This window comes from Streptomyces sp. NPDC048275 (assembly GCF_040652275.1).
Classification (GTDB): Bacteria; Actinomycetota; Actinomycetes; order Streptomycetales; family Streptomycetaceae; genus Streptomyces.
Genome location: NZ_JBEZLR010000147.1, coordinates 1 through 18,256 on the forward strand (window position 1 = coordinate 1; position 18,256 = coordinate 18,256).

Here is an 18,256-nt window from a genome sequence, read left to right on the forward strand (position 1 = left end):
TGCGTCGAGCTGCAAGGCGGAGGAGGGCGTCGACGCGGAGCGTCGGCAACCGACGACAACGCCGCAGATCGGCGTGCCAGACCCCGCGTCTCCGGAATGATCCGCCGGACAGGCCCTAGGAGCGTGTCCCGGTAACGAGCAATCGGCTGGTGGTCGTGGCGGTGAGATCGGTGGTGGTTGCTCACTGCGTGCCTGCCGGGCGGGTGGCCTGGTCGGGTCGGCTGGGGGATCGGCCTGAAGGGGGCCGTTGGCCGGGCTGGTCAGCCGATCGTCGTGGCGAGTCCTGCGGTTCCGGCGTGTCGGAAGATCTTGCGGAGGTTGTGGCAGGCGGCCAGCAGTCGCCACTCGCCGCGGGCTCCGTCCTCGCCGCGCAGGAGGAGTTGGCGGCCGTTCTGGCAGGTCATGATCTGGCGGAAGACGGGTTCGACGATGGCTTTGCGGCGGCTGTAGGCGCCCTTGCCGGGCTTGGTCCGCAGCTTGCGGGCCATGCGCTCCTTGAGGGTGGCGTCCGCACTCGCGCGGGTGAGGATGCACTGCGGGCGGAAAGGTGGGGTTTGGTGAGGTCATTTCACCGCCGTGGTCCTTGGGAAAGACCGCCCCTCGCACCGGAGCATGAGGGGTCGGGTTCCGGTGGCAGACGCACCGGGGGAATCCGACCCTCTTCGACTGCGAGTTCGGAGAGGATGTCTGCCATGCCGAAGACCACACAGTTGCGTACGTACACCGTCCAGGACGGCCTGCTCGACGAGTAGGTGGAGCGATGGCGGGAAGAAATCGTGTCGCTGCGGCTGGAGTTGGGGGACACGGCATCCTCCGGGCGACCGGCCTCATCGCTGTCAGCACCCAGGACCCCGACGACCTGGAGCGCGCCATCGCGGGCATCGAGCAGGCCGCAATCCAGGCCTCATGCGAGACCAGACGGCTCTGGGGCCAGCAGGCCCAGGCGTTCGCTGCGGCTGCGCTACCCCTCTGTCGACAGGCTCTGACTGTCAGCGAAGCTCGTCGCGCCTCACGCGCCTGCACGACGGATCAGACGGGCCGGGGGCCGACGCCGTCGCCGTCGCCGGCCCCCATCGTTCTCCTCTCGTCAGTTCGCGTGGACCCTGCGGTAAGAGGCGCCCGGGTGAGTCCCCTCCAGTCGGGCGGGGCGACCAGGGAAGAGCTTCTCCCGCAAAGTTCCCGGTGCGTACTCCCGCTTCGCCAGCCCACGCTTCTGCAGGACGGGCACCACGTGGTCGACGAATTCGGCGATAGTGCCGGGCACCGCCTGGGCCGCCACGTTGATGCCGCCCATACCGGCGTCCTGCCAGACCTGCAACTCGTCGGCGATCTGCTCGGGCGTCCCGACGACGCGGACGGAGTAGAGCATCGGCAGGTCTCGCACCTTGGGGCGGCCATCAGGCACCGCCTCCTGGAGCAGGGTGATGATCCCCTGGACGTAGTCCGTCTTGATGGTGTCCAGGGGCTGGTCAGCCTGGACGCCGCCCAGATCGATGCCGAGGTCGCGGCTGACGCGGGCCTTGAGTACCTCGGTGTCGAGGTACTGATCGAGCTCGGCGGCCTTCCGTTTCGCCTCCTCTTCGGTCGACCCGACGACAAACGACATGCCCTGCACCATGACCAGGTCGTCGAGCGAGCGACCCTCGGCCTCGAGGAGGGGCTTCATCTTTGCCGATGCCGTGCGCATAGCGGCTGGATGGAGACAGAGGACGAAGGCGCCCTCGGCGTGCCGGGCGGCGAACGCCCGGCCTGCTGTCGAGGACCCGGCCTGGAAGAGAACCGGCGTCCGCTGCGGGGACGGCGTGACGATGTGCGGGCCCTCGACGCGGTAGTACTCCCCCGCGTGATTGATCTTGTGGATCCGCTCCGCGTCGGCGTACACCCCGGCTGCCTTGTCGGCGATCACGGCGTCGTCCTCCCACGAGCCCTCCCACAGCTTGTAGACGACCTCCATGTACTCCTCGGCGCGCGCATAGCGCTCGTCGTGCGGCAACATCCCGTCGAACCCGAGGTTGCGGAAGCCGTTCTCTATGTGGCCGGTGACGATGTTCCACCCGATCCGGCCGCGGCTGAGGTGGTCCAGGGTGGAGATCCGCTTGGCGAAGTTGAACGGCGGGTCCTGCACGACGCCACTTGTGAAGGTGAGGCCGATGTGCTCGGTCGTGGCGATCAGTGCCGCGGCTACGGCGAGCGGGTCGTGACACGGGAAGTGGATACCCTGTCGCGGATAGATGCTCCAGTCGTTGTTGTACGCCGGGTCGCTGCCCATCGCGTCGGCGAAGAAGATGTTGTCGAAGAAGCCGCGCTCAAGCGTGCGGGCGACGTCCTGCCAGAACTCGAGCTGGCTGAACTCGATCTGGCGGTCGTCGGGGTTGCGCCACCCACCGTCGTACATGTGGGTGACCGCGTTCATATGGAATCCGTTAAGGACCAGTTCCTTGCGCATTGGGTGCATCCGTTCCTGGGAAGGGTGTGCGGAAAAGCTCCGGCACGTCAGGACGTGCCGAGTCCAGCGCCGACGCGGGCGCGATAAGGAGGCGGGATCAGGCCTGCCGAAGGTGGCGGTAGGACCCCTGGAAGTAGAGCAACGGCTCGTCGGTGTGCTGGGCGACGCCCAGGGTGTGGGCCTGGCCGGTGACGATGTGGTGGTCACCTGCGTCATGGACATCGCGCAGATCGCAGTCGATCCAGGTGAGCGCGCCTGCCAGGGCGGGATTGCCCGCGCCCGTCAGGCGCCACTCGACCCCGCTCCACTTGTCCGATCCCCTGGTCGCGAACTGGTCCGAGAGTCGCGACTGCGGCGCCGAGAGGACGTTGACGCAGAAGCGCCCGACCTCGCGGATGCGCGGGAAGGTGGTGGAGGAGCGCATCACGCTGAACGACACCATCGGCGGCTCGAGGGAGACGCTGTAGAAGGACTGGCAGGTGAACCCGACCGGGCCGAACTCGTCCTGCGCCGTGATGACGGTGATGCCGGAGGCGTAGTGGCCTACGGCGTGGCGCAGGGTGCGGCCCGCCTCTGCATCCCCGGCCGCCAACGTCCGGACCAGGTGGTCGGCGGTGCCGGCGCTCATCGCGAAGCCCCCTCGCCGACACCGGCGGAGACGGTGGCAGCGTCCTCGCGACACACCAGGCGCGGCAGGCTCCGCAAGGTCGCCGCGTTGTTCTCGACCCACGCCGCGACGATGTCGTCGAGTTGGTCGATGTCGCTGGTGACAAAGTAGAACGACTGCGTCGGCACCCGGGCACCAAGCTCGACCAGGAGCGGACGCAGGCTGACGTCAGGCGCCATCGAGTGGCCGCGATCCGCCCCGGTCATCACCGGTATCGCCACCACACCACTGAGGCCCCGGGCCGGAAAGCGGTCCAGGAAGCTCTTCAGCATCCCGGTGTACGTCGCCTTGTAGGTCGGCGACGCGACCAGCACCGCGTCGGCGCTCACGACGGCCGCAGCGAGCCGGTCCATCGTCGCCGACGGCCACTCGAAGAGCTCCTTCGCATGGTCCGCCAGCTCGATGGTGTCGATCGCGTAGGGACGCTCCCCCATCAACCGGACCGCCAGAGCATGGGCCACGCGCAGGGTCCTCGACCCGGGTTTTGGATTTCCGACAAGCAGGACGATCTTGAACATGGTGCCTCGCCTTCAACATTCAGGAGGGATGTGGAAGCGGCGATGCCCTTGCCTGCGGGCAGGCGGCACCTCCGTCGAGTCACGCCAGGATTGGTTGTGCCGGCGGACGACAGAGGCTCACTCTGCGCCTTCACTTTGCGGTTCATCTGTTTCGACGTCGTTGCGCGGAGTCAGCCGATCCGTAACATCCTGTGCAGTCAGTCGACGGGCCCTGATCTCTGAACGCGCGGCATAGAGCCTGGTCAGACGCTCGGCGGGGTCGGTTACGGGGTCCAGCAGGGTGGTGGCCAGGCGGTAGCGCCCGCCGACGTGGGTGCCGTCCGCCAGGACGCAGACGATGTCGGCCTCGATGACGCGTACCGTCAGCTCCCCGAATCGGGATAGGTAGGAGCCGTCGGACAGGGCCCGCAGCAGGGGCGGTCGGCGGGTGGACTTGCAGCGGGCCAGGAACTGGGCGCCGGTGGCGGCGACCTCGGCCAGGAAGGTGTTGATGGCCCGGGGCGTAGACCCCGGCGGCGACCGTGCTGGAACGGGTGAGGGTGATGGTGGCACATTGAGGTCTTGCCATCCTGATTCTTGCTGGTCAGCGGGGCTGGCGTGTCGTTTCAATGGGGTGCTCGTGCTGGTCAGGGAGGAGATCGGTAGCACGTGATCGTCCGTCAGGGGCGTCTTCCGCGCTTCCCGGGTGCGGGTCTCGGCTTGCTGCGTAGCTTCTGCGCGGGAGGGATCTGCATCGTGGACGTGCTGACGTGGACGGTCGAGCGGCGGGGGCGGCTGGCGGAACGCGCCGAGTTGCACCTACACCGACCAAGCAGCAGAGTGCCGAGCAGCATCCCTCAGTGCATCAGGAACTGGCCGCGTTCATCCGTACGCGGGTGGGGACGTTCACGTGTACGCCGACAGGAGGTGCCGGGCCTGCTGGAACGGCTGGCCGAGGTGCCAGATCCCCGCGACCCGCGCGGGGTGCGGCACGCCCTGGCCGTCGTGCTCGCGCTGGCCGCGTGTGCGGTGTTGGCCGGGGCAACCTCACTACTCGCGGTCGGCGAGTGGATCGTGGACGCACCACCGCAGGTGCTGGAACGGTTCGGCGTGCAGCCTGATCCGGTACTGCCGCGGCGGCTGGTGCCGGCGGAGGCGACGGTCCGCCGGCTGCTGGCCCGCGTCGACGGCGACGCTCTGGACCGGGCCGTGGGCGGCTGGCTCGCCGACCGCCGCCCCGAGAGCTCCGGATTGCGCGGGCTGTCCGTGGACGGGAAGAGCCTGCGCGGCGCGGCCAAGGCCAGCGGCCGCAAGGTCCACCTGCTCGCCGCCCTGGAGCACACGTCCGGCTTGGTCGTGGCCCAGCTCGACGTGGGCGAGAAGACCGGCGAGACCACCTGCTTCCAGCCGCTGTTGGACACTGTCGCCAACCTGGCCGGAACCGTGGTCACCAGCGACGCGCTCCACACCCAGCGCGAGCATGCCGGATACCTCCTGGGCCGCCGGGCCCACTACATCGCGATCGTCAAGGGCAACCAGAAGAAGCTGCGCAAGCAGCTCAAGTGCTTGCCCTGGAAGGAAATTCCGCTCCAGAGCCGCACCCGGGACAGCGGCCACGGCCGCTCCGAGATCCGCCGAATCAAGGTCGCCACCGTTAGTAACCTGCTCTTCCCCGGCGCCCGCCAGGCAGTCCAGATCAAGCGCCGCCGCACCGACCGCAAGACCGGCAAGGTCGCCGGCTCTCCGCTGCCCGGCCTCCCACGCCCGAGGACCACCCGGGCCTGCTGGGACTGTCTCGGGGCAGTGCCTGACCCGCGCCGGGCCAAGGGCCGCAGGCATCCCTTCGCCTTCGGTTGCGGTGTGTTCAAGGACGTGAACCGAACCGGTTGCCGGACCGCAAGTGACGCGCTCCCTGGCATGCGTGACCGGCCACCGCCCTCCCCGGGCGGCGGCCGGTTCATTTCGAGCCGGGGGCGTCAGAAGGCGAGCGTCCAGCTGTTGATGGTGCCTGTGGAGCTCGTGAAGACGTCCGAGACGCGGAGCTTCCATGTGCCGGACGCCGGGGACGTACTGGCGTCGACGGTGTAGGTCTTCCTGATGGTCTGGCCGGTGTCCGTCCCCGAAGTCGGCTTCACCAGATACGCCTTGCCGTTCGGGTCCAGGAGCTCGATCTTCACATCGCCGCGCCACTCGTGCTGGGCCTCCACATGGACCTTGAGTTCCCTGGACGCGTTACCGGGGAAGCCCATGATGGTGATTGGCACATCGACGGATCCGCCGTCAGGGATCGCGCGGCTGGTCTGGTTCTCGAGCGACGGGAACCCCAGCGACCATGCGGTGAGGAATCCTCTGGAACCGTCGACGACGTCGGAGACGAGGAGCTTCCAAGTCCCGTTGGCCGGGGAGTTGCTGGCGTCGACCGTGTAGGTCTCGCTGAGGGTGCCGGCGGGCTCCGTCAGGGTCGCCGGCTTGATGCTGTAGGAACGGCCGTCGGGGGCCACCAGGTCGATCTTCAGGTCGCCGATCCGTTCGTGCGTGGCACCCACGTACACGCGCAGGAGGCGCGAGGCCTTGCCGGTGAACCCGTCGACGGTGATCGGCGAGGTGAGGGTGCCGTTGGCCTTGTCGATGAAGTAGGACCCGGACTTCTCGAAGGAGGCTTCGGTTTCCCCACCCGACGAGGCGAACAGGAGGGACCAGGAGGTGAGGGTGCCGGTGGAGCCTGTGATGGTGTCCTTGATGTTCAGCTTCCAGGTGCCGCTCGCGGGGGCGGTGCCCGCGTCGACGACGTAGATGGCGTCGAGGGTGCCGCCGCCTTCCGACGACAGCGGTTTGACGGGGTACCTCTGGCCGTCCGGGGCGATCAGATCGATCCTGATCTGACCGCGCGACTCGTGGGTGAGCTTCACGGCCACCTTCATCGCAGTGGAGGCGTTGCCGGGGACGCCGGACACCGTGATCGGCGCCTCGAGGATTCCCGCGTCGGGGATGGCGTACGCCTTTTCGTTGATGACCTTGGTGGGACGGGGCTTGGGGTCCGGTGCGGGTTCCGGTGCCGGTCCGCCGACCGCCTTGCCGACGTCGATACGGGTGGTGCTGCCGCCGGTGTAGGTGATGGCCTTACCGGCGTTGGTCAGCCGCAACTGAAGGTCCGTCATGTTCTCGGCAGGGAACGCCTGCCGGAGGATCGCCAGGGCGCCGGCCACGTGGGGGGCGGCCATGGAGGTGCCGTTCATGGAGGCGTAGCCGCCGCCGGGAACGGAGGAGACGATGTTGGTGCCGGGGGCGAAGTAGTCCAGCAGCGGGCCGCGGTTGGTGAAGGTGGCCAGCTGGTCGGCGTCGGTGGTGGCGCCGACCGTGACGGCGGAGGTCACACAGCCGGGGGCGCTGACCGCGTCGGTGTAGCCGTTGTTGCCGGCCGCGACGACGGTGGCGACACCCCGCGTGAGCAGGGTGTCGATGATCACCTTGCGCGGGTCGGAGTCGCATTCGGAGGTCCAGCGTCCCGCACCGAGGGACAGGTTCGCGGCGATGACGTTGGTTCCGGCCGCCTTCAGCGCGGACACCTTCTCCAGTCCCTTGATCTGGGAGCTGGTGAAGCTGAGCACGCACGGGCTGGCCCCTGCTCCGCAGTAGTCCTCGGAGTCGAACCGGGAGTACACCTGGATGGCGATGAGGTCCGCGCCGGGGGCGACACCGCGTACGGGTGCGCCGCTGATGCCGGCTCCGTTGCCGGCGGCGATCCCGGCGACGTGGGTGCCGTGGGAGCAGACGTCGCCCATCGTGGCGCACGGCCCCGCTTCGGAGTTCGCGCTGCCGGCGCCCTCCTGCTCGGTGGTGCCGTCGGGGCAGAGGCTGGTAGCGCCGTAGCTGTCGTCGCTGACGGAGTAACACGCCTCCGTCTTGACCCGGTTGCCGAAGAACGGGTGCTTGGTGGCGACGCCGGTGTCGAGGATGGCTATCGCGGTGCCCGCGCCGGTCTTGCCCGCCGCGACGGCCTTGTCGCCGCCGATCAGGGGGACGCTCTCGTTCAGCGTCGGCGGCACCGGTATGTCCTCGGTGACGCTGACCACGCGCGGGTTGGCGGCCAGCTTGTCCAGGCCGCCCTTGTCGACCTTGAGCGTGACCAGCGGCAGCTTGTCGAAGGACTGCGCCCTGTTGCCGGCGGTCGCGGCGCTGTCCAGGTCCCCTCGGCTCTTGGTGACGACATTGACGCGGACGCTCCCGCCGCCTCGCGTCTTCGCGCGCAGCGGCGCGTCGACGGGGTCGGTCTGCGCGGCAATGTCCTCCCTGTTGTCGGGAGGTGTGGGTGCGGCCACCGCCGGTATCGCGATGAACACGAGGGCAGCCGCCGCGGCGGCGATTATGCCTCGTCTGTGTCGGGTCATGTGTGATTACTCCACCGAGAAGTGATGCAAGGGGGAAGGATGGTGCGGGTGCGCGGGCCGCGAAAAGGGGCCGGGCGGCAAGGGGTTCTCGCACCGCCCGACCCCGGGGTCATTATTCCGGAAGGCCCTGACGCTCAGCAGGGGGAAGGGTGCTGTGGGTGCGCGGGCCGCGAAAAGGGGCCGGGCGGCGAGGGGTTCTCGCACCGCCCGGCCCCGGGGCCCTTCTTTTGGAAGGCCCTAACGCTCAGCAGGCCGAGACAACTGAGCGATCAGGTGGTCGCGTCTGCGCCCCTCTTCGGGTCCCCGCCCCACCTGACGCCCCAGTAGTAGATATTGGCAATACGTTCGCACGTACGCCGGGCAGGCCAAGAGTAACGCGGGCAGGTCTGCCTGGTGAGCAGTGAGTGGAACTCGGCGTCGCTGCTCCACTTTTTGTCTGGGGTCATGTGGGCGAGTCCGTTGCCCTTGTAGAAGTTGCCTATGACTCCGTAGGTGTAGTCGTGCGCGTCGCACGCGGTGCGGAAGTCGAAACCGAACGGCCTGTCCAGCGAGTTGGTGCAGTGGTCGTGGGTGATGCCCAAAACATAGCGGCTGTTGGGGAGTTGCTTCCACGCCGGAGTACGCCAGCCGTAGTGAGCGACGCGCAACGCCCAGCAGCTGTCGTACTGCCGCCAGACCCACCTCATGGCGTGGTCGCAGTACCACGGGTTGTCGGCCACAGTAGGAGAACCAGGGGTGGAACCGGCAGTCTGCACCGCATCCGGAGCGGCGGCGTCACCGACGTAGTTCAGTTCCCACGTGGAAACGGGGGTGGCTACGCTGGCCAGCCGTTCGTTGGTGTCGTAGGTGTAGGTGTTCAGGTCGGTGCCCGCGGTCGGGTTGGTGACCTTGCGCAGCAGCCCGGAGCCGTCGTAGGAGTAGCTGGCCAGGGTCTCCACGGTCTGCCCGGAGGTGCGGGTGATGCCCTTCACCCGGCCCGTGAAGTCACCGAGGGTTCCACCGGAAGCGGTGGTCGTGGTGGCGTAGTTGACCTTGTACGACTCCGCCGGCGTCGCTGGCGTCTGGGGCCAGTTGATGGTGGATACGCGGCCGATGCTGTCGTAGGAGACCGTGGTCAGCTTGTACGCCACATTGCCCGCGGCCGTCACACGCCAGTTGTCGCCGCCGCCGCCGACCTGCTTGTACGTGTATGAGGGCTTGAGGGCGGCCGCAGGGATCGGGTTGCCCAGCGCATCGACAGGGACGTCGTCGCCCTCGACGGGCGTCGTCAGGTCGATGTTCAGCGTCTCCACGACGGTCGTCTTCAGCGTACCGGCGAGGTCGTCCCACTTGATGGTCTCGACCAGCTTGGAGCCGTCGGCGGCCGTGTAGGTGTTGACACTGCCGCCGTTGGGACCGGCGACGGAGTCGGTCAGGTCGTAGCGGGTGGGCGCCGCGCCGGCCAGGTCCGCCGTCGTGATCGAGCCCGAGCCCTGAGTCAGCTTGCGGTTGAGCTCGCCGCCGAGGAACTCGGCTTCCCAGCTCGGGCCGAACACACCGAGGTCCGACCGGTTGGTGGGGGCGTCCTGCGGCTGCGAGATGCCCTGGAGCTGAGCGACGACCCTGTGGGAGCGGCCCATCAGGCCCCCCGATACGTCGGTCTCAGGGATGCTGAAGCTCTTGCCCGCGGACTCATATGTGCCGGGGCCGATTGCCTCGATCGTGCCTTCGGACCAAGGCTGGTCGGGCACCTCGGCGGCTGAGGCGGACTGCACCTCGGCGGCCGAGGTGGGCTGCAGTGGCAGCAGCGCCAGCCCCAATGCGGCCGCGATAGTAGGAAGTGCGGTTCTGCGCACCGTTTCCCTCTCGTCAAGTCGACCTGGATGTCGACGGTTAATGATCTTGGACAATTCGGACTGGATGCTACATCCTGAGGTTCCCCCGGGATGCGTGCGGTGGTTGGTGACAGCGGGTCAGACAGGACTCATGAGCGGAGCTCTGGCCGAGCAATTGTCCAGAGTTGCGGTTCGGGTGAGGCGTGATCAGGCGGTGGCGGTCTCCGCGCGTTCGACCAGGACGCCGTATTCGAACTTGGCGCCTGTGCGGACCAGGGCGACGAGGTGGGCTCCGCGGATTGCCCGCCGGCGGGCCTGGGCGGATTCGACGAGTTTGAACACCATCGCGAGGGCTGCGGCAGGGCTGCCGGCGCCGCGGGTGACCTTGGTGCGAAGGCGCAGCGCAGACGGCAGCGCAGTACACCTCAGCCGCACCGAGGCGGGTGTAACGGGGCCCAGGCCTGCGAAGGCCGCCCCTGCGGTGACGACAGCTGCTTGCGCCATCCTCATCAGTTTCAGCGCTGCCCACTCTTCCCTGAATCAAATTAGACGTGATCACGTCAGTCGCTCATGGACTCGACATCAAGACACCAGCCACCCAGTCGGCGTAACAGCCAGATGACGTGACGTAGCCCACGCCGAGTGCGGGCGCTGATTAATCCTCAGGAAGTCATCCGGGTAAGGGCATTGAGAAGTTTCCATTCTGACTTCGCAGGTCACGGGGCTGGTGTGCGCCTGCGGTGATGTACTCACGCCGGTCAGGGGCGTGATCTTCCGTGGGAGATCGTCTGTCACCGGTGGATTTCTGTGTTCGCGAGGACGAGCAGGGCCCGCAGGAGGGTGGTCGCGTGCCGGGCGTTCATGCGGATCTTGGTGAGAAAGCGCCAGGACTTCAGGTTCGCGAAGCCGTGCTCGACGGCGGCGCGTTCGCGGTTGAGCAGGCGGTTCGCTTCCTTCTCCGCGTCGGTGAGGCGGTGATTGCGGGTGGCCTTGCGGCCGGTGATGACCACCGGGCCGTCGGGTTCGTCGTCCAGGCCGACGAACCCGAGGTCGGCCAGGGCGCCGAGTCCTGCCGCACGCAGATGGCCGGTGATCTTGTTGTGGCGGGCGGCGGTGATCTCGCTGGAGCGGCCGGGTTTGGCCGCGGAGATTCAGATCAGGTTGCCCTTCTCGTTGGTCAGCGCGAGAAACAGCAGGCCATGAATCTTGTGCTTGCCGGAGAAGTTCTTCCGGTTGTCCGCCCCGGTGCGGCGGCGTGTACGGACGAGGGTGCCGTCCAGCAGGACCACGACTCCTTCGCTGCGGGCGATCTTCTTCAGTGCCCGGTCCAGACGCGGGGCTCGCACAGCCAGGAGCTCAATCGCTTCCTTCACCCAGCGACGCACGGTGGAAGCGGCGACGGCGTTACCGCCGGCCATGTCGGAAAGGCGCTGGTCGTGGCGGAGCACGGCGAGCACGACGACCGCCTGGGTGCCCGGGGTGAGCTTGCGCCAGCGGGAGCCCAGCTCCTTGCGTCGTCCGCGTATCAGGCCGGCGACGAGATCGATGGTCCGCTTCGACAGCGGGAGGCGAACCTGATAGACAGCTTCCTGAGAGCCCTCGGCGGGGCGGTGGGTCTTCACACACGCACCAACTCCCGCCGGGGGCCCTCCTGTTACGGCCGGAATCGGCCGGTCCGCCGCCGTCCTGGCCTGTCAGCGCGGAAGATAACGGCCCGCGCCGGTCCGGGAGATCCAGCCCCGGTCGGCGAGCTTGCGCAGCTGCCCGCGAACCGGCTCCACCTTCGCCGGCGTCGTGTCCCGGCCCAGCGCGATCGCGACATCCCTGGCCATCACCGGCCCGCCCGAACCGGCAACGATCTCCATGATCCGCCGGTACTCCGGGGACAGGACCTCCACCCCCAAGCCCTCGGCCCGGTCCGGCACCAGCCGCATCCCACCCGCACCCGGACCGGCCACCACCCGCTCCGGCTCCGGCTCCGGCTCCGGCTCCGGCTCCGGCTCCGGCTCCGGCTCCGGCTCCGGCTCCGGCTCCACGATGCCCGACGGCCGCCGTCCACCGTCGGTCGCCTCCGCCCACTGCCCGAACACCACCTCGGCAGCCTCCAGCCGGGCCACCTCCGCGTCGATCTCCGCCAGTTCCTTGCGCAGCAACTCGGCGCGTTCCGCCAGCCGCACCCGCCGCTCGACCGTCCACGTCAGCACGTCCACGATGCAGATCCCTCCCGCGCAGAAGCTACGCAGCAAGCCGAGACCCGCACCCGGGAAGCGCGGAAGACGCCCCTGACGGACGATCACGTGCTACCGATCTCCTCCCTGACCAGCACGAGCACCCCATTGAAACGACACGCCAGCCCCGCTGACCAGCAAGAATCAGGATGGCAACACCTCATTGGCCGGGCAACGGGACCTCTGCTCTGGATCTCGGCCTGTGGTTGAGGGGCCGGTCCCCCGCCGTGTCGGTGACCTCGATGCGGAGCGTGTTCGCGATGACGTACAGCGACAGCCGGAGGTCCCTGCCTGGCACCCGACCGTGGGTGACCGCGTTCGCAGTCAACTCGCCCACGACCTGGCAGGCCGGGTCAAACAGCAGCTCCCAGGCGCACAGTTGCTCCATTGCCGGCAGACGCGCGAGGCGGGCTCCGCGAGGGGTGGAAGACAGCTGCACGCTGAAGTTGCGGAAGCGTTTGCCTGGTTGGGACTCGGAGCAGGCAGTTTCCTGGATCACGTCACTCAGAGTGGCCACCCCGCTTGGCGTGAACAGTGATGACTCTGTTGCGCTGCCACCGCCTGCTCCATCCGCACATGCAGTGAGCCCCGCTCGGGGACGATTCCTACGGCGTGCCGGGAAGCCGGACCGTGACGAGGAGACCTCCGGCGGGGCGGGGGGCGAGGTCGAGGGTCCCGTCGTGGGCGCGGACGATGCTGTGCACGATGGCCAGGCCGAGGCCTACGCCGGCGTGTTCGTCGGTGCGTACGCGTTCCGTTCCGCGCCGGAAGGGTTCGGTGAGGGTCGGTACCAGTTCCGGTGGGAGCCGAGAGCCCGTGTTCTCGACCCGCAGCACGCTCGTGTCGCCGTGCGCCTCGGTGTGGACCGTGACGGCGCCGCCGGCGGGGAGGTTGTGGACGATGGCGTTCTGGACGAGGTTCGTCACCATCCGCAGCAGGAGCTCCGCGGAGCCACTGGTCCGGGCCGCCCCGCCGGTGACGTCGAGCGTGATCCGGCGCTGTTCGGCGAGGGGAAGCAGCGTTTCGGCGGCTTCTTCGGCGATGAGGGAGAGGTCGACGCTCTCGCGGGTGAAGTTTCCGCGGTCGCCGCGGCTGAGCAGCAGGAGGGCCTCGGTGAGGTCGATCGCCCGCGTATTGACCGCGTGCAGGCGTTCGATGAGTTCGCCCCGGTCCCGCGTGGGGTCCTTGCGGGCGACGTCGAGGAGCGTCCGCGAGATGGCTAGGGGGGTGCGCAGTTCGTGGGAGGCGTTCGCGGCGAACCTCTGCTGCTCGGCGACATGGGACTCGAGTTGTTCGAGCATCGAGTCGAACGCGTCGGAGAGTTCACGGAATTCGTCCTGGCGGCCCTTCATGCGGATGCGGTGGGACAGCGACCGGTTCCCGGCCATCCGTGCCGCATCCGCGATCTGCGTGAGTGGTGCGAGCATCCGGCCGGCGAGGATCCACCCTCCTACGAGGCCGAGCACCAGCAGGAACGCCAGAACTGCGGCTGCCCTCGGAGCGAAGACGCGCAGGAGGTTGGACCGGATGGGAAAGACACCATGGGTGGCGGTGTCGGCGGAGACGATGAGCGCACGGTCGGGGACGTACCGCAGGAGGAACACCCACACCGCCGCGAGCAGCAGGACGCCGGCGAGCATGAGGAATCCGGCGTAGCTGAGGGTGAGCTTGAAGCGAACGCTCAACCCAGGCGCTCTATCCACGGTTTCCTCCCTCGCGCCCGGCCTCCGGTCGCGTGTCGATGCGATAGCCGACGCCGGGCACCGTGGCGATGATCCATGGTTCGCCGAGCCGTTTGCGCAGTGCGGAGACGGTGATGCGGACGGCGTTGGTGAGGGGGTCGGCGTTCTCGTCCCAGGCCCGTTCCAGCAGCTCTTCGGCGCTGACGACCCCGCCCTCGGCGGCGACGAGGACTTCAAGGACGGCGAACTGCTTACGGGTCAGCGCGACGTAGCGTCCGTCGCGGAAGACCTCCCGGCGGAAGGGGTCGAGCCGCAGGCCCGCGATCTCGCGGACCGGGGGCCGGGCGTACGCGCGTCTGCGGTCGAGCGCCCTCAGCCGCAGGACGAGCTCCCGCAGCTCGAACGGTTTGGTGAGGTAGTCGTCGGCGCCGAGCCCGAACCCGGAAGCCTTGTCGTCGATCCGGTCGGCAGCGGTGAGCATGAGGATCGGGATGCCGCTGCCGGAGGCGATGATGCGCCGGGCGACCTCGTCGCCGGAGGCGCCGGGGATGTCGCGGTCGAGGACGGCGAGGTCGTAGGAGTTGACGCTGAGCAGTTCCAGGGCGGAGTCGCCGTCGCCGGCGATGTCGGCGGCGATCGCCTCAAGGCGTAGACCGTCACGGACGGCTTCGGCCAGGTAGGGCTCGTCCTCCACGATCAGTACGCGCATGTCTGAAGCCTAAGCAGCACGGCATATCGCCGACGTATCCGAAGACGTGTACACACCGGACACTCGACTCAGCCTGCCGGTGCCGGCGCGGGGCGAGGCCGGCCCGACGCCGCTTCCGCCGTAGTGCGCCACCAGCGGCGCGACGCCAGCGCGGCCAGCACGGCGCCGGCGGTGTTGACCAGTACGTCGTCCACGGAGGACACCCGGTCGAGCCGCAGGACGTACTGTGCGGTTTCGACCAGGACCGAGCAGCCCGCCCCGAGCGCCAGGATCCGCGGCACGGACGCCGTCGCCGCGAACCGCATCGGGGCGAAGAACCCCAGCGCCGCGAAGACCAGCAGGTTGCCGACGATCCCGAGCGGCCCCATCGTGACCAGGTCCCGCAGGGGTACGAGGCTCACCCGGGCGGGGACGACACCGGCCCCGCCGCCCGGCATCATGGTCATCCACAGGAACGGCACCGTCCCGTGGACCATGCCCACCTCGGCCAGCGACATCCGCCACGCCGATGTGCCGCCGACGGCACGCCGACAGCGCGCCAGAACCCACACCACCAGCACGGCCAACGGCAGCGCGACCAACGTCATGAGCACCACCCCGTTGAACGTGTCGAAGCAGCCGTGCCACCGCCCGGCCATGCACCTCGGAGCGGCCATCATGAGCGGCCCCCGCACGACGAACGCGGCGCTCGCCATACCGAGGATCGCCAGGCCGAGGAGCACGATCCTGCGCGTGCGGCGGGACGGTGCTGACAGGGATGCGTTGCGGCTCATGCCCCCATTGGAGACGCAGGGCCGTTGCGGTGGCGTATCCGATTTTCGATACGCCCGCGATACACGAAATCCGCGGCATCAAGGAATTGGCGCAAACCTAAAGGCTGTCACGTATGGGGTGGCCCGAGCCTGTCGACGTCGGCTCAAGCCACCGAGTGGGCGGCGTCAGCGCGGCAGTCGCGGCAGAGGGCATGCGGATCGTGCGTACGGAAGGCGCGCTCGCATCCCTCGCAGGTGGCCAGCGGCGCAGGCCGGAGCGGGGGCGTCACCGTCGCCGTACGCGGTGGTGCTGTCGGCAGTGGGGGCGGCAGGAGTGTGGTCAGACGGTATTCGAGAAGGCGGGCGGGGTGGTGCATGGGTACGGCCAGGGATGGAAGGCTCGCAGTGAGGGTCCGCGTGATCTGTTCCGGCGTGGCGGAGCGGGCGAGCCAGTTCTCGACGGCGGGCACGAGCCGCTGAACGTCCCGCGTGGACAGCAGCAGCCGCGAATCGGCGAGGCGCAGACGGGCCAGCAGATCGGCCGCCGGACCGGTGGGCAACGTAACGGGTTCCGCGTCAGCAGATCGCGTACGTACGGAAGTTGGCACCTCAGCGGACCGCGGGACCTCCACCGACCCGGCCCCGGCCACCGACGCGGGCTCGAGCGAAGGAACGGGTACGGGCACAGATGCGGCGTCGGACTCGCGCGCCCTCCCGGCCGCGGGGGTCACGGAGATGGAGATAGAGGCGGCGCCCCGCGATCCACTCCCGCGCACGGAGGCCCGTACAGCCCCCGGATGATCGAGAAAGAACGTCCGAGTGGCGATACGGCCACCCCCGAGCGGCACCCGGCGACGGACAAGGTACCCGGCCGCTTCCAGCTCCCGCAGCTCCCTGCCGATCGTCACCTCACCCTCCGAGAAGCGCGCGGTGAGCGCCTTGATGGTCACCGGCGCGCCATCGGGGAGGGACTGGATATGGACGCCGATGCCGATCGCCGTAGCGGACAGGCGGGGGTGTTGGGCGAGATGGTTGCCGACGACGGTGTAGCGCTCGGTGTGGCGATGCCGTACGTGGAGGACACCGGCGCGGGGCGCGTCCGGAGGGAGCGCCGGGGGCGCGGGCAACGGGTGCGCGGGCAGGGCCGCGTTAGACTGCGGGTCAGCCATCGGGAAGGTCTTCTCTTCCTGGTTGGTCAGGCCCTCGCCGGGATTGCCGTCCTGCCGGGGGCCGTTCTCTGTCTGCGGTTATGTGCGGCGACCGTACCCCACCCGCCCCACCGTCCGACGCTCCCGTCACCCGAACGAGTGGCGCCCCAACTCACGGCTGCTGGGCCGGGTTTGGTGGGGTTGGTTGTTTCCCCAAGGGCTTTGAAGAACGTCGCGCATGACCGGGTCGCGGAATCCTGTATCCCGGTGACGGGCTGGGCACTTGCCCGGCGACCGCGCGTCCCGAGGCCACCTCGGCCACCATGCGCGGCGCACGCCTCGACCACCGACTGGTGTCGCACCGGCTGGACGTCTGGTGTCCCAACTACAACTCCACCGCCAACGAGACCCTGACGCTCATCACCGCCGAGCTCGTCGCCAACGCCGTACGCCACGCCGCATCCCCGGAAGGGACTTCGAGGTCCGACTGACCGCCACCACGAAACCCAGTACCTCGAAGTGTCCGACATCCGCACCGAGCGGCTCCCCGAACCCTCCCCGCACGACGCCGAGTCAGGTCGGGGCCTGCTGCTGGTCGCGGGCCTCGCCGATGCGTGGGGGGTCACACCACGCCGCAACGCCCCGGAAGAGACGATCTGGGCTGAGGTGTACCGGCCTCCCACAAAGAGCTGATCGACGCCCAATCCCCGTCCGATTACGCCCTGTTGACGTACCGGCACGCGCGATAACCTGTGGGGTCCGGTACGGCACCACCGGGGACATGGGCAAGACGCAAGGGGGATCGTGGAGCAGCGCGACATGCGGGGGCACTACGAGGGGCTGGCAGCCGAGTACGACGAGCACTGGGTCTACGACCCCAACTACGTCCCCTGGATGTCCGGCCGCATCGCCGAAGTGCTGCGGCTCGGCCCCACCGACCGGATCGCCGACATCGGCTCGGGCACCGGGCTGTTCGCCCGGGAAGTGGCCAGGCAGCTCCAGTGATGGGAACGGAAAAGCGTAGGAACTACGGCCGGTCGGATCCGCCGCACACCGCTCAGGGCCTACGGCGGGACCGAACCCATTCGTCACGGCCCCCACTCGGTTGATCGCGCGGGCTGCTCGATCTCCAACCTGGCTTCCAGCGGAAGTCCGGCTTGCGGGCAACCGACGGAATGCTGTGACCTGCTGAAATGCGGACACTGTCGAGTGAGGGTCCGGCGTAGAGTCGTGGAGATTCCCGGTGAACTTCCGTACACGGATGTGGCGACTACGCGCTTCAGCTGGCCACCTTGAGCATCACAGCTGGCAATGCCGTTGGCCCTGCCGGAATCACCCCCGGGCCCGGATACTGGGGGCATGGGATTCGCCGTCTTCATGACCTTGCCCGGACTGGTCATCCTGCTGACCGTCGTGGCCTTCGCAGATCAGCTGTTTCTCCGTGCCGGGCGGGCCGGACTGCTGCCGTGGCGGAACAGCGTCCGGCAGGGCCAGATATCCGCGACCGGGTTCGAGCAGCTGCATGCGAGCTTTTCGCCGGGGAAGCAGAACGAACTCAAGGAGCGGCAGTCGGCCCTGCTGATGCGGGACGACGAAGAGGACGGAGCGCCACCGAACCGGACAACGGTGGACCTGGAGCGAGGGACCGCAATCGTCCGGATGCCGGGGGCCGACCAGTAGCGAACCTCTGATGGCAACACGATCAACTGCCGGATATCCATGCAGAGTTCGGCTAGATGGGGCCATCACTGAGTGCCTGAGTAGCCACCTGCAACGCTCAATGGCCAGCTGAGGCGCCTGGTCACAACGCCCCAACGTCCCCGAGCAGGTTGGTGAAGTCGGCCCGGGGCGCGGTTCCGGTCTTTCGACCGGCCCGTTTCCCCGGAGCCGCTTCCCGAACCGGGCATGCGACTTGGCACCGCACC

General features: G+C 68.5%; 18 protein-coding genes and 4 pseudogenes. 6 read left to right on the forward strand and 16 right to left on the reverse strand.

Annotated features, from left to right (window positions below; translation table 11 throughout):
- Positions 1-260: 260 nt before the first annotated feature.
- Positions 261-509: pseudogene (locus tag AB0D57_RS44400) on the reverse strand (transposase); the annotation flags it as partial.
- A 251-nt stretch (positions 510-760) separates the two neighbouring features.
- On the opposite strand from AB0D57_RS44400, the pseudogene AB0D57_RS44405 reads away from it, so the two are divergent.
- Positions 761-961: pseudogene (locus tag AB0D57_RS44405) on the forward strand (hypothetical protein); the annotation flags it as partial.
- A 126-nt stretch (positions 962-1,087) separates the two neighbouring features.
- On the opposite strand, the gene AB0D57_RS44410 reads toward AB0D57_RS44405, so the two are convergent.
- The 4 genes from AB0D57_RS44410 to AB0D57_RS44425 all read right to left on the reverse strand — a co-directional run bounded on the left by AB0D57_RS44410 (position 1,088) and on the right by AB0D57_RS44425 (position 4,183).
- Positions 1,088-2,446 carry an NtaA/DmoA family FMN-dependent monooxygenase gene (locus AB0D57_RS44410; RefSeq protein WP_362087884.1) on the reverse strand — a complete coding sequence of 453 codons (1,359 nt, stop codon included), beginning with the start codon at positions 2,444-2,446 and terminating at the stop codon, positions 1,088-1,090.
- Between the two features lie 97 nt (positions 2,447-2,543).
- The gene (locus AB0D57_RS44415) at positions 2,544-3,074 is read right to left on the reverse strand and encodes a flavin reductase family protein (RefSeq protein ID WP_362087887.1); all 531 of its coding nucleotides are present in this window, start codon (positions 3,072-3,074) and stop codon (positions 2,544-2,546) included.
- Positions 3,071-3,631 carry an NAD(P)H-dependent oxidoreductase gene (locus tag AB0D57_RS44420; RefSeq protein WP_362087890.1) on the reverse strand — a complete coding sequence of 187 codons (561 nt, stop codon included), beginning with the start codon at positions 3,629-3,631 and terminating at the stop codon, positions 3,071-3,073. The genes AB0D57_RS44415 and AB0D57_RS44420 overlap by 4 nt, the downstream gene beginning before the upstream one ends.
- 117 nt (positions 3,632-3,748) lie before the next feature.
- Positions 3,749-4,183, reverse strand: coding sequence for a hypothetical protein (locus tag AB0D57_RS44425; RefSeq protein WP_362087893.1), 435 nt, complete (start codon positions 4,181-4,183; stop codon positions 3,749-3,751).
- A gap of 354 nt (positions 4,184-4,537) precedes the next feature.
- Between AB0D57_RS44425 and AB0D57_RS44430 the strand changes: the two genes are divergently transcribed.
- Positions 4,538-5,698 (forward strand): ISAs1 family transposase, encoded by a 1,161-nt coding sequence (locus AB0D57_RS44430; RefSeq protein WP_362087896.1) that lies wholly within the window; start codon positions 4,538-4,540, stop codon positions 5,696-5,698.
- Here AB0D57_RS44430 and AB0D57_RS44435 read toward each other — a convergent pair.
- The 11 genes and pseudogenes from AB0D57_RS44435 to AB0D57_RS44485 form a co-directional block, all read right to left on the reverse strand.
- On the reverse strand, positions 5,587-7,998 hold the full coding sequence (locus AB0D57_RS44435) for a proprotein convertase P-domain-containing protein (RefSeq protein ID WP_362087899.1): 2,412 nt from the start codon (positions 7,996-7,998) through the stop codon (positions 5,587-5,589). The genes AB0D57_RS44430 and AB0D57_RS44435 overlap by 112 nt on opposite strands.
- A 269-nt stretch (positions 7,999-8,267) precedes the next feature.
- Positions 8,268-9,833, reverse strand: coding sequence for a phospholipase A2 (locus tag AB0D57_RS44440; protein ID WP_362087902.1), 1,566 nt, complete (start codon positions 9,831-9,833; stop codon positions 8,268-8,270).
- Positions 9,834-10,019: 186 nt separating this feature from the next.
- Positions 10,020-10,220, reverse strand: a pseudogene (locus tag AB0D57_RS44445) (IS256 family transposase); the annotation flags it as partial.
- A gap of 383 nt (positions 10,221-10,603) precedes the next feature.
- Positions 10,604-10,963 carry a transposase family protein gene (locus AB0D57_RS44450; protein WP_362087935.1) on the reverse strand — a complete coding sequence of 120 codons (360 nt, stop codon included), beginning with the start codon at positions 10,961-10,963 and terminating at the stop codon, positions 10,604-10,606.
- On the reverse strand, positions 10,964-11,434 hold the full coding sequence (locus tag AB0D57_RS44455) for a hypothetical protein (RefSeq protein ID WP_362087905.1): 471 nt from the start codon (positions 11,432-11,434) through the stop codon (positions 10,964-10,966). It lies immediately after the preceding gene.
- A 72-nt stretch (positions 11,435-11,506) separates the two neighbouring features.
- Entirely contained in the window at positions 11,507-12,022 is a 516-nt protein-coding gene (locus AB0D57_RS44460) for a hypothetical protein (RefSeq protein ID WP_362087908.1), read from the reverse strand.
- Positions 12,023-12,254: 232 nt separating this feature from the next.
- A pseudogene (locus AB0D57_RS44465) lies at positions 12,255-12,539 on the reverse strand (ATP-binding protein); the annotation flags it as partial.
- Positions 12,540-12,645: 106 nt separating this feature from the next.
- On the reverse strand, positions 12,646-13,743 hold the full coding sequence (locus AB0D57_RS44470; protein WP_362087911.1) for a HAMP domain-containing sensor histidine kinase: 1,098 nt from the start codon (positions 13,741-13,743) through the stop codon (positions 12,646-12,648).
- The gene (locus AB0D57_RS44475) at positions 13,736-14,431 is read right to left on the reverse strand and encodes a response regulator transcription factor (RefSeq protein ID WP_362087914.1); all 696 of its coding nucleotides are present in this window, start codon (positions 14,429-14,431) and stop codon (positions 13,736-13,738) included. Before AB0D57_RS44475 ends, AB0D57_RS44470 begins: the two co-directional genes overlap by 8 nt.
- A gap of 68 nt (positions 14,432-14,499) precedes the next feature.
- On the reverse strand, positions 14,500-15,204 hold the full coding sequence (locus AB0D57_RS44480) for a VanZ family protein (RefSeq protein ID WP_362087917.1): 705 nt from the start codon (positions 15,202-15,204) through the stop codon (positions 14,500-14,502).
- A 143-nt stretch (positions 15,205-15,347) separates the two neighbouring features.
- The gene (locus AB0D57_RS44485) at positions 15,348-16,352 is read right to left on the reverse strand and encodes a hypothetical protein (RefSeq protein ID WP_362087920.1); all 1,005 of its coding nucleotides are present in this window, start codon (positions 16,350-16,352) and stop codon (positions 15,348-15,350) included.
- A gap of 302 nt (positions 16,353-16,654) precedes the next feature.
- Between AB0D57_RS44485 and AB0D57_RS44490 the strand changes: the two genes are divergently transcribed.
- The 4 genes from AB0D57_RS44490 to AB0D57_RS44505 all read left to right on the forward strand — a co-directional run bounded on the left by AB0D57_RS44490 (position 16,655) and on the right by AB0D57_RS44505 (position 18,011).
- Positions 16,655-16,822, forward strand: coding sequence for a hypothetical protein (locus tag AB0D57_RS44490; protein ID WP_362087923.1), 168 nt, complete (start codon positions 16,655-16,657; stop codon positions 16,820-16,822).
- Positions 16,823-16,850: 28 nt separating this feature from the next.
- Positions 16,851-17,024 (forward strand): ATP-binding protein, encoded by a 174-nt coding sequence (locus AB0D57_RS44495; protein ID WP_362087926.1) that lies wholly within the window; start codon positions 16,851-16,853, stop codon positions 17,022-17,024.
- Between the two features lie 111 nt (positions 17,025-17,135).
- On the forward strand, positions 17,136-17,336 hold the full coding sequence (locus AB0D57_RS44500) for a hypothetical protein (protein ID WP_362087929.1): 201 nt from the start codon (positions 17,136-17,138) through the stop codon (positions 17,334-17,336).
- Between the two features lie 354 nt (positions 17,337-17,690).
- Positions 17,691-18,011, forward strand: coding sequence for a DUF6191 domain-containing protein (locus AB0D57_RS44505; RefSeq protein ID WP_362087932.1), 321 nt, complete (start codon positions 17,691-17,693; stop codon positions 18,009-18,011).
- Positions 18,012-18,256: the final 245 nt, after the last annotated feature.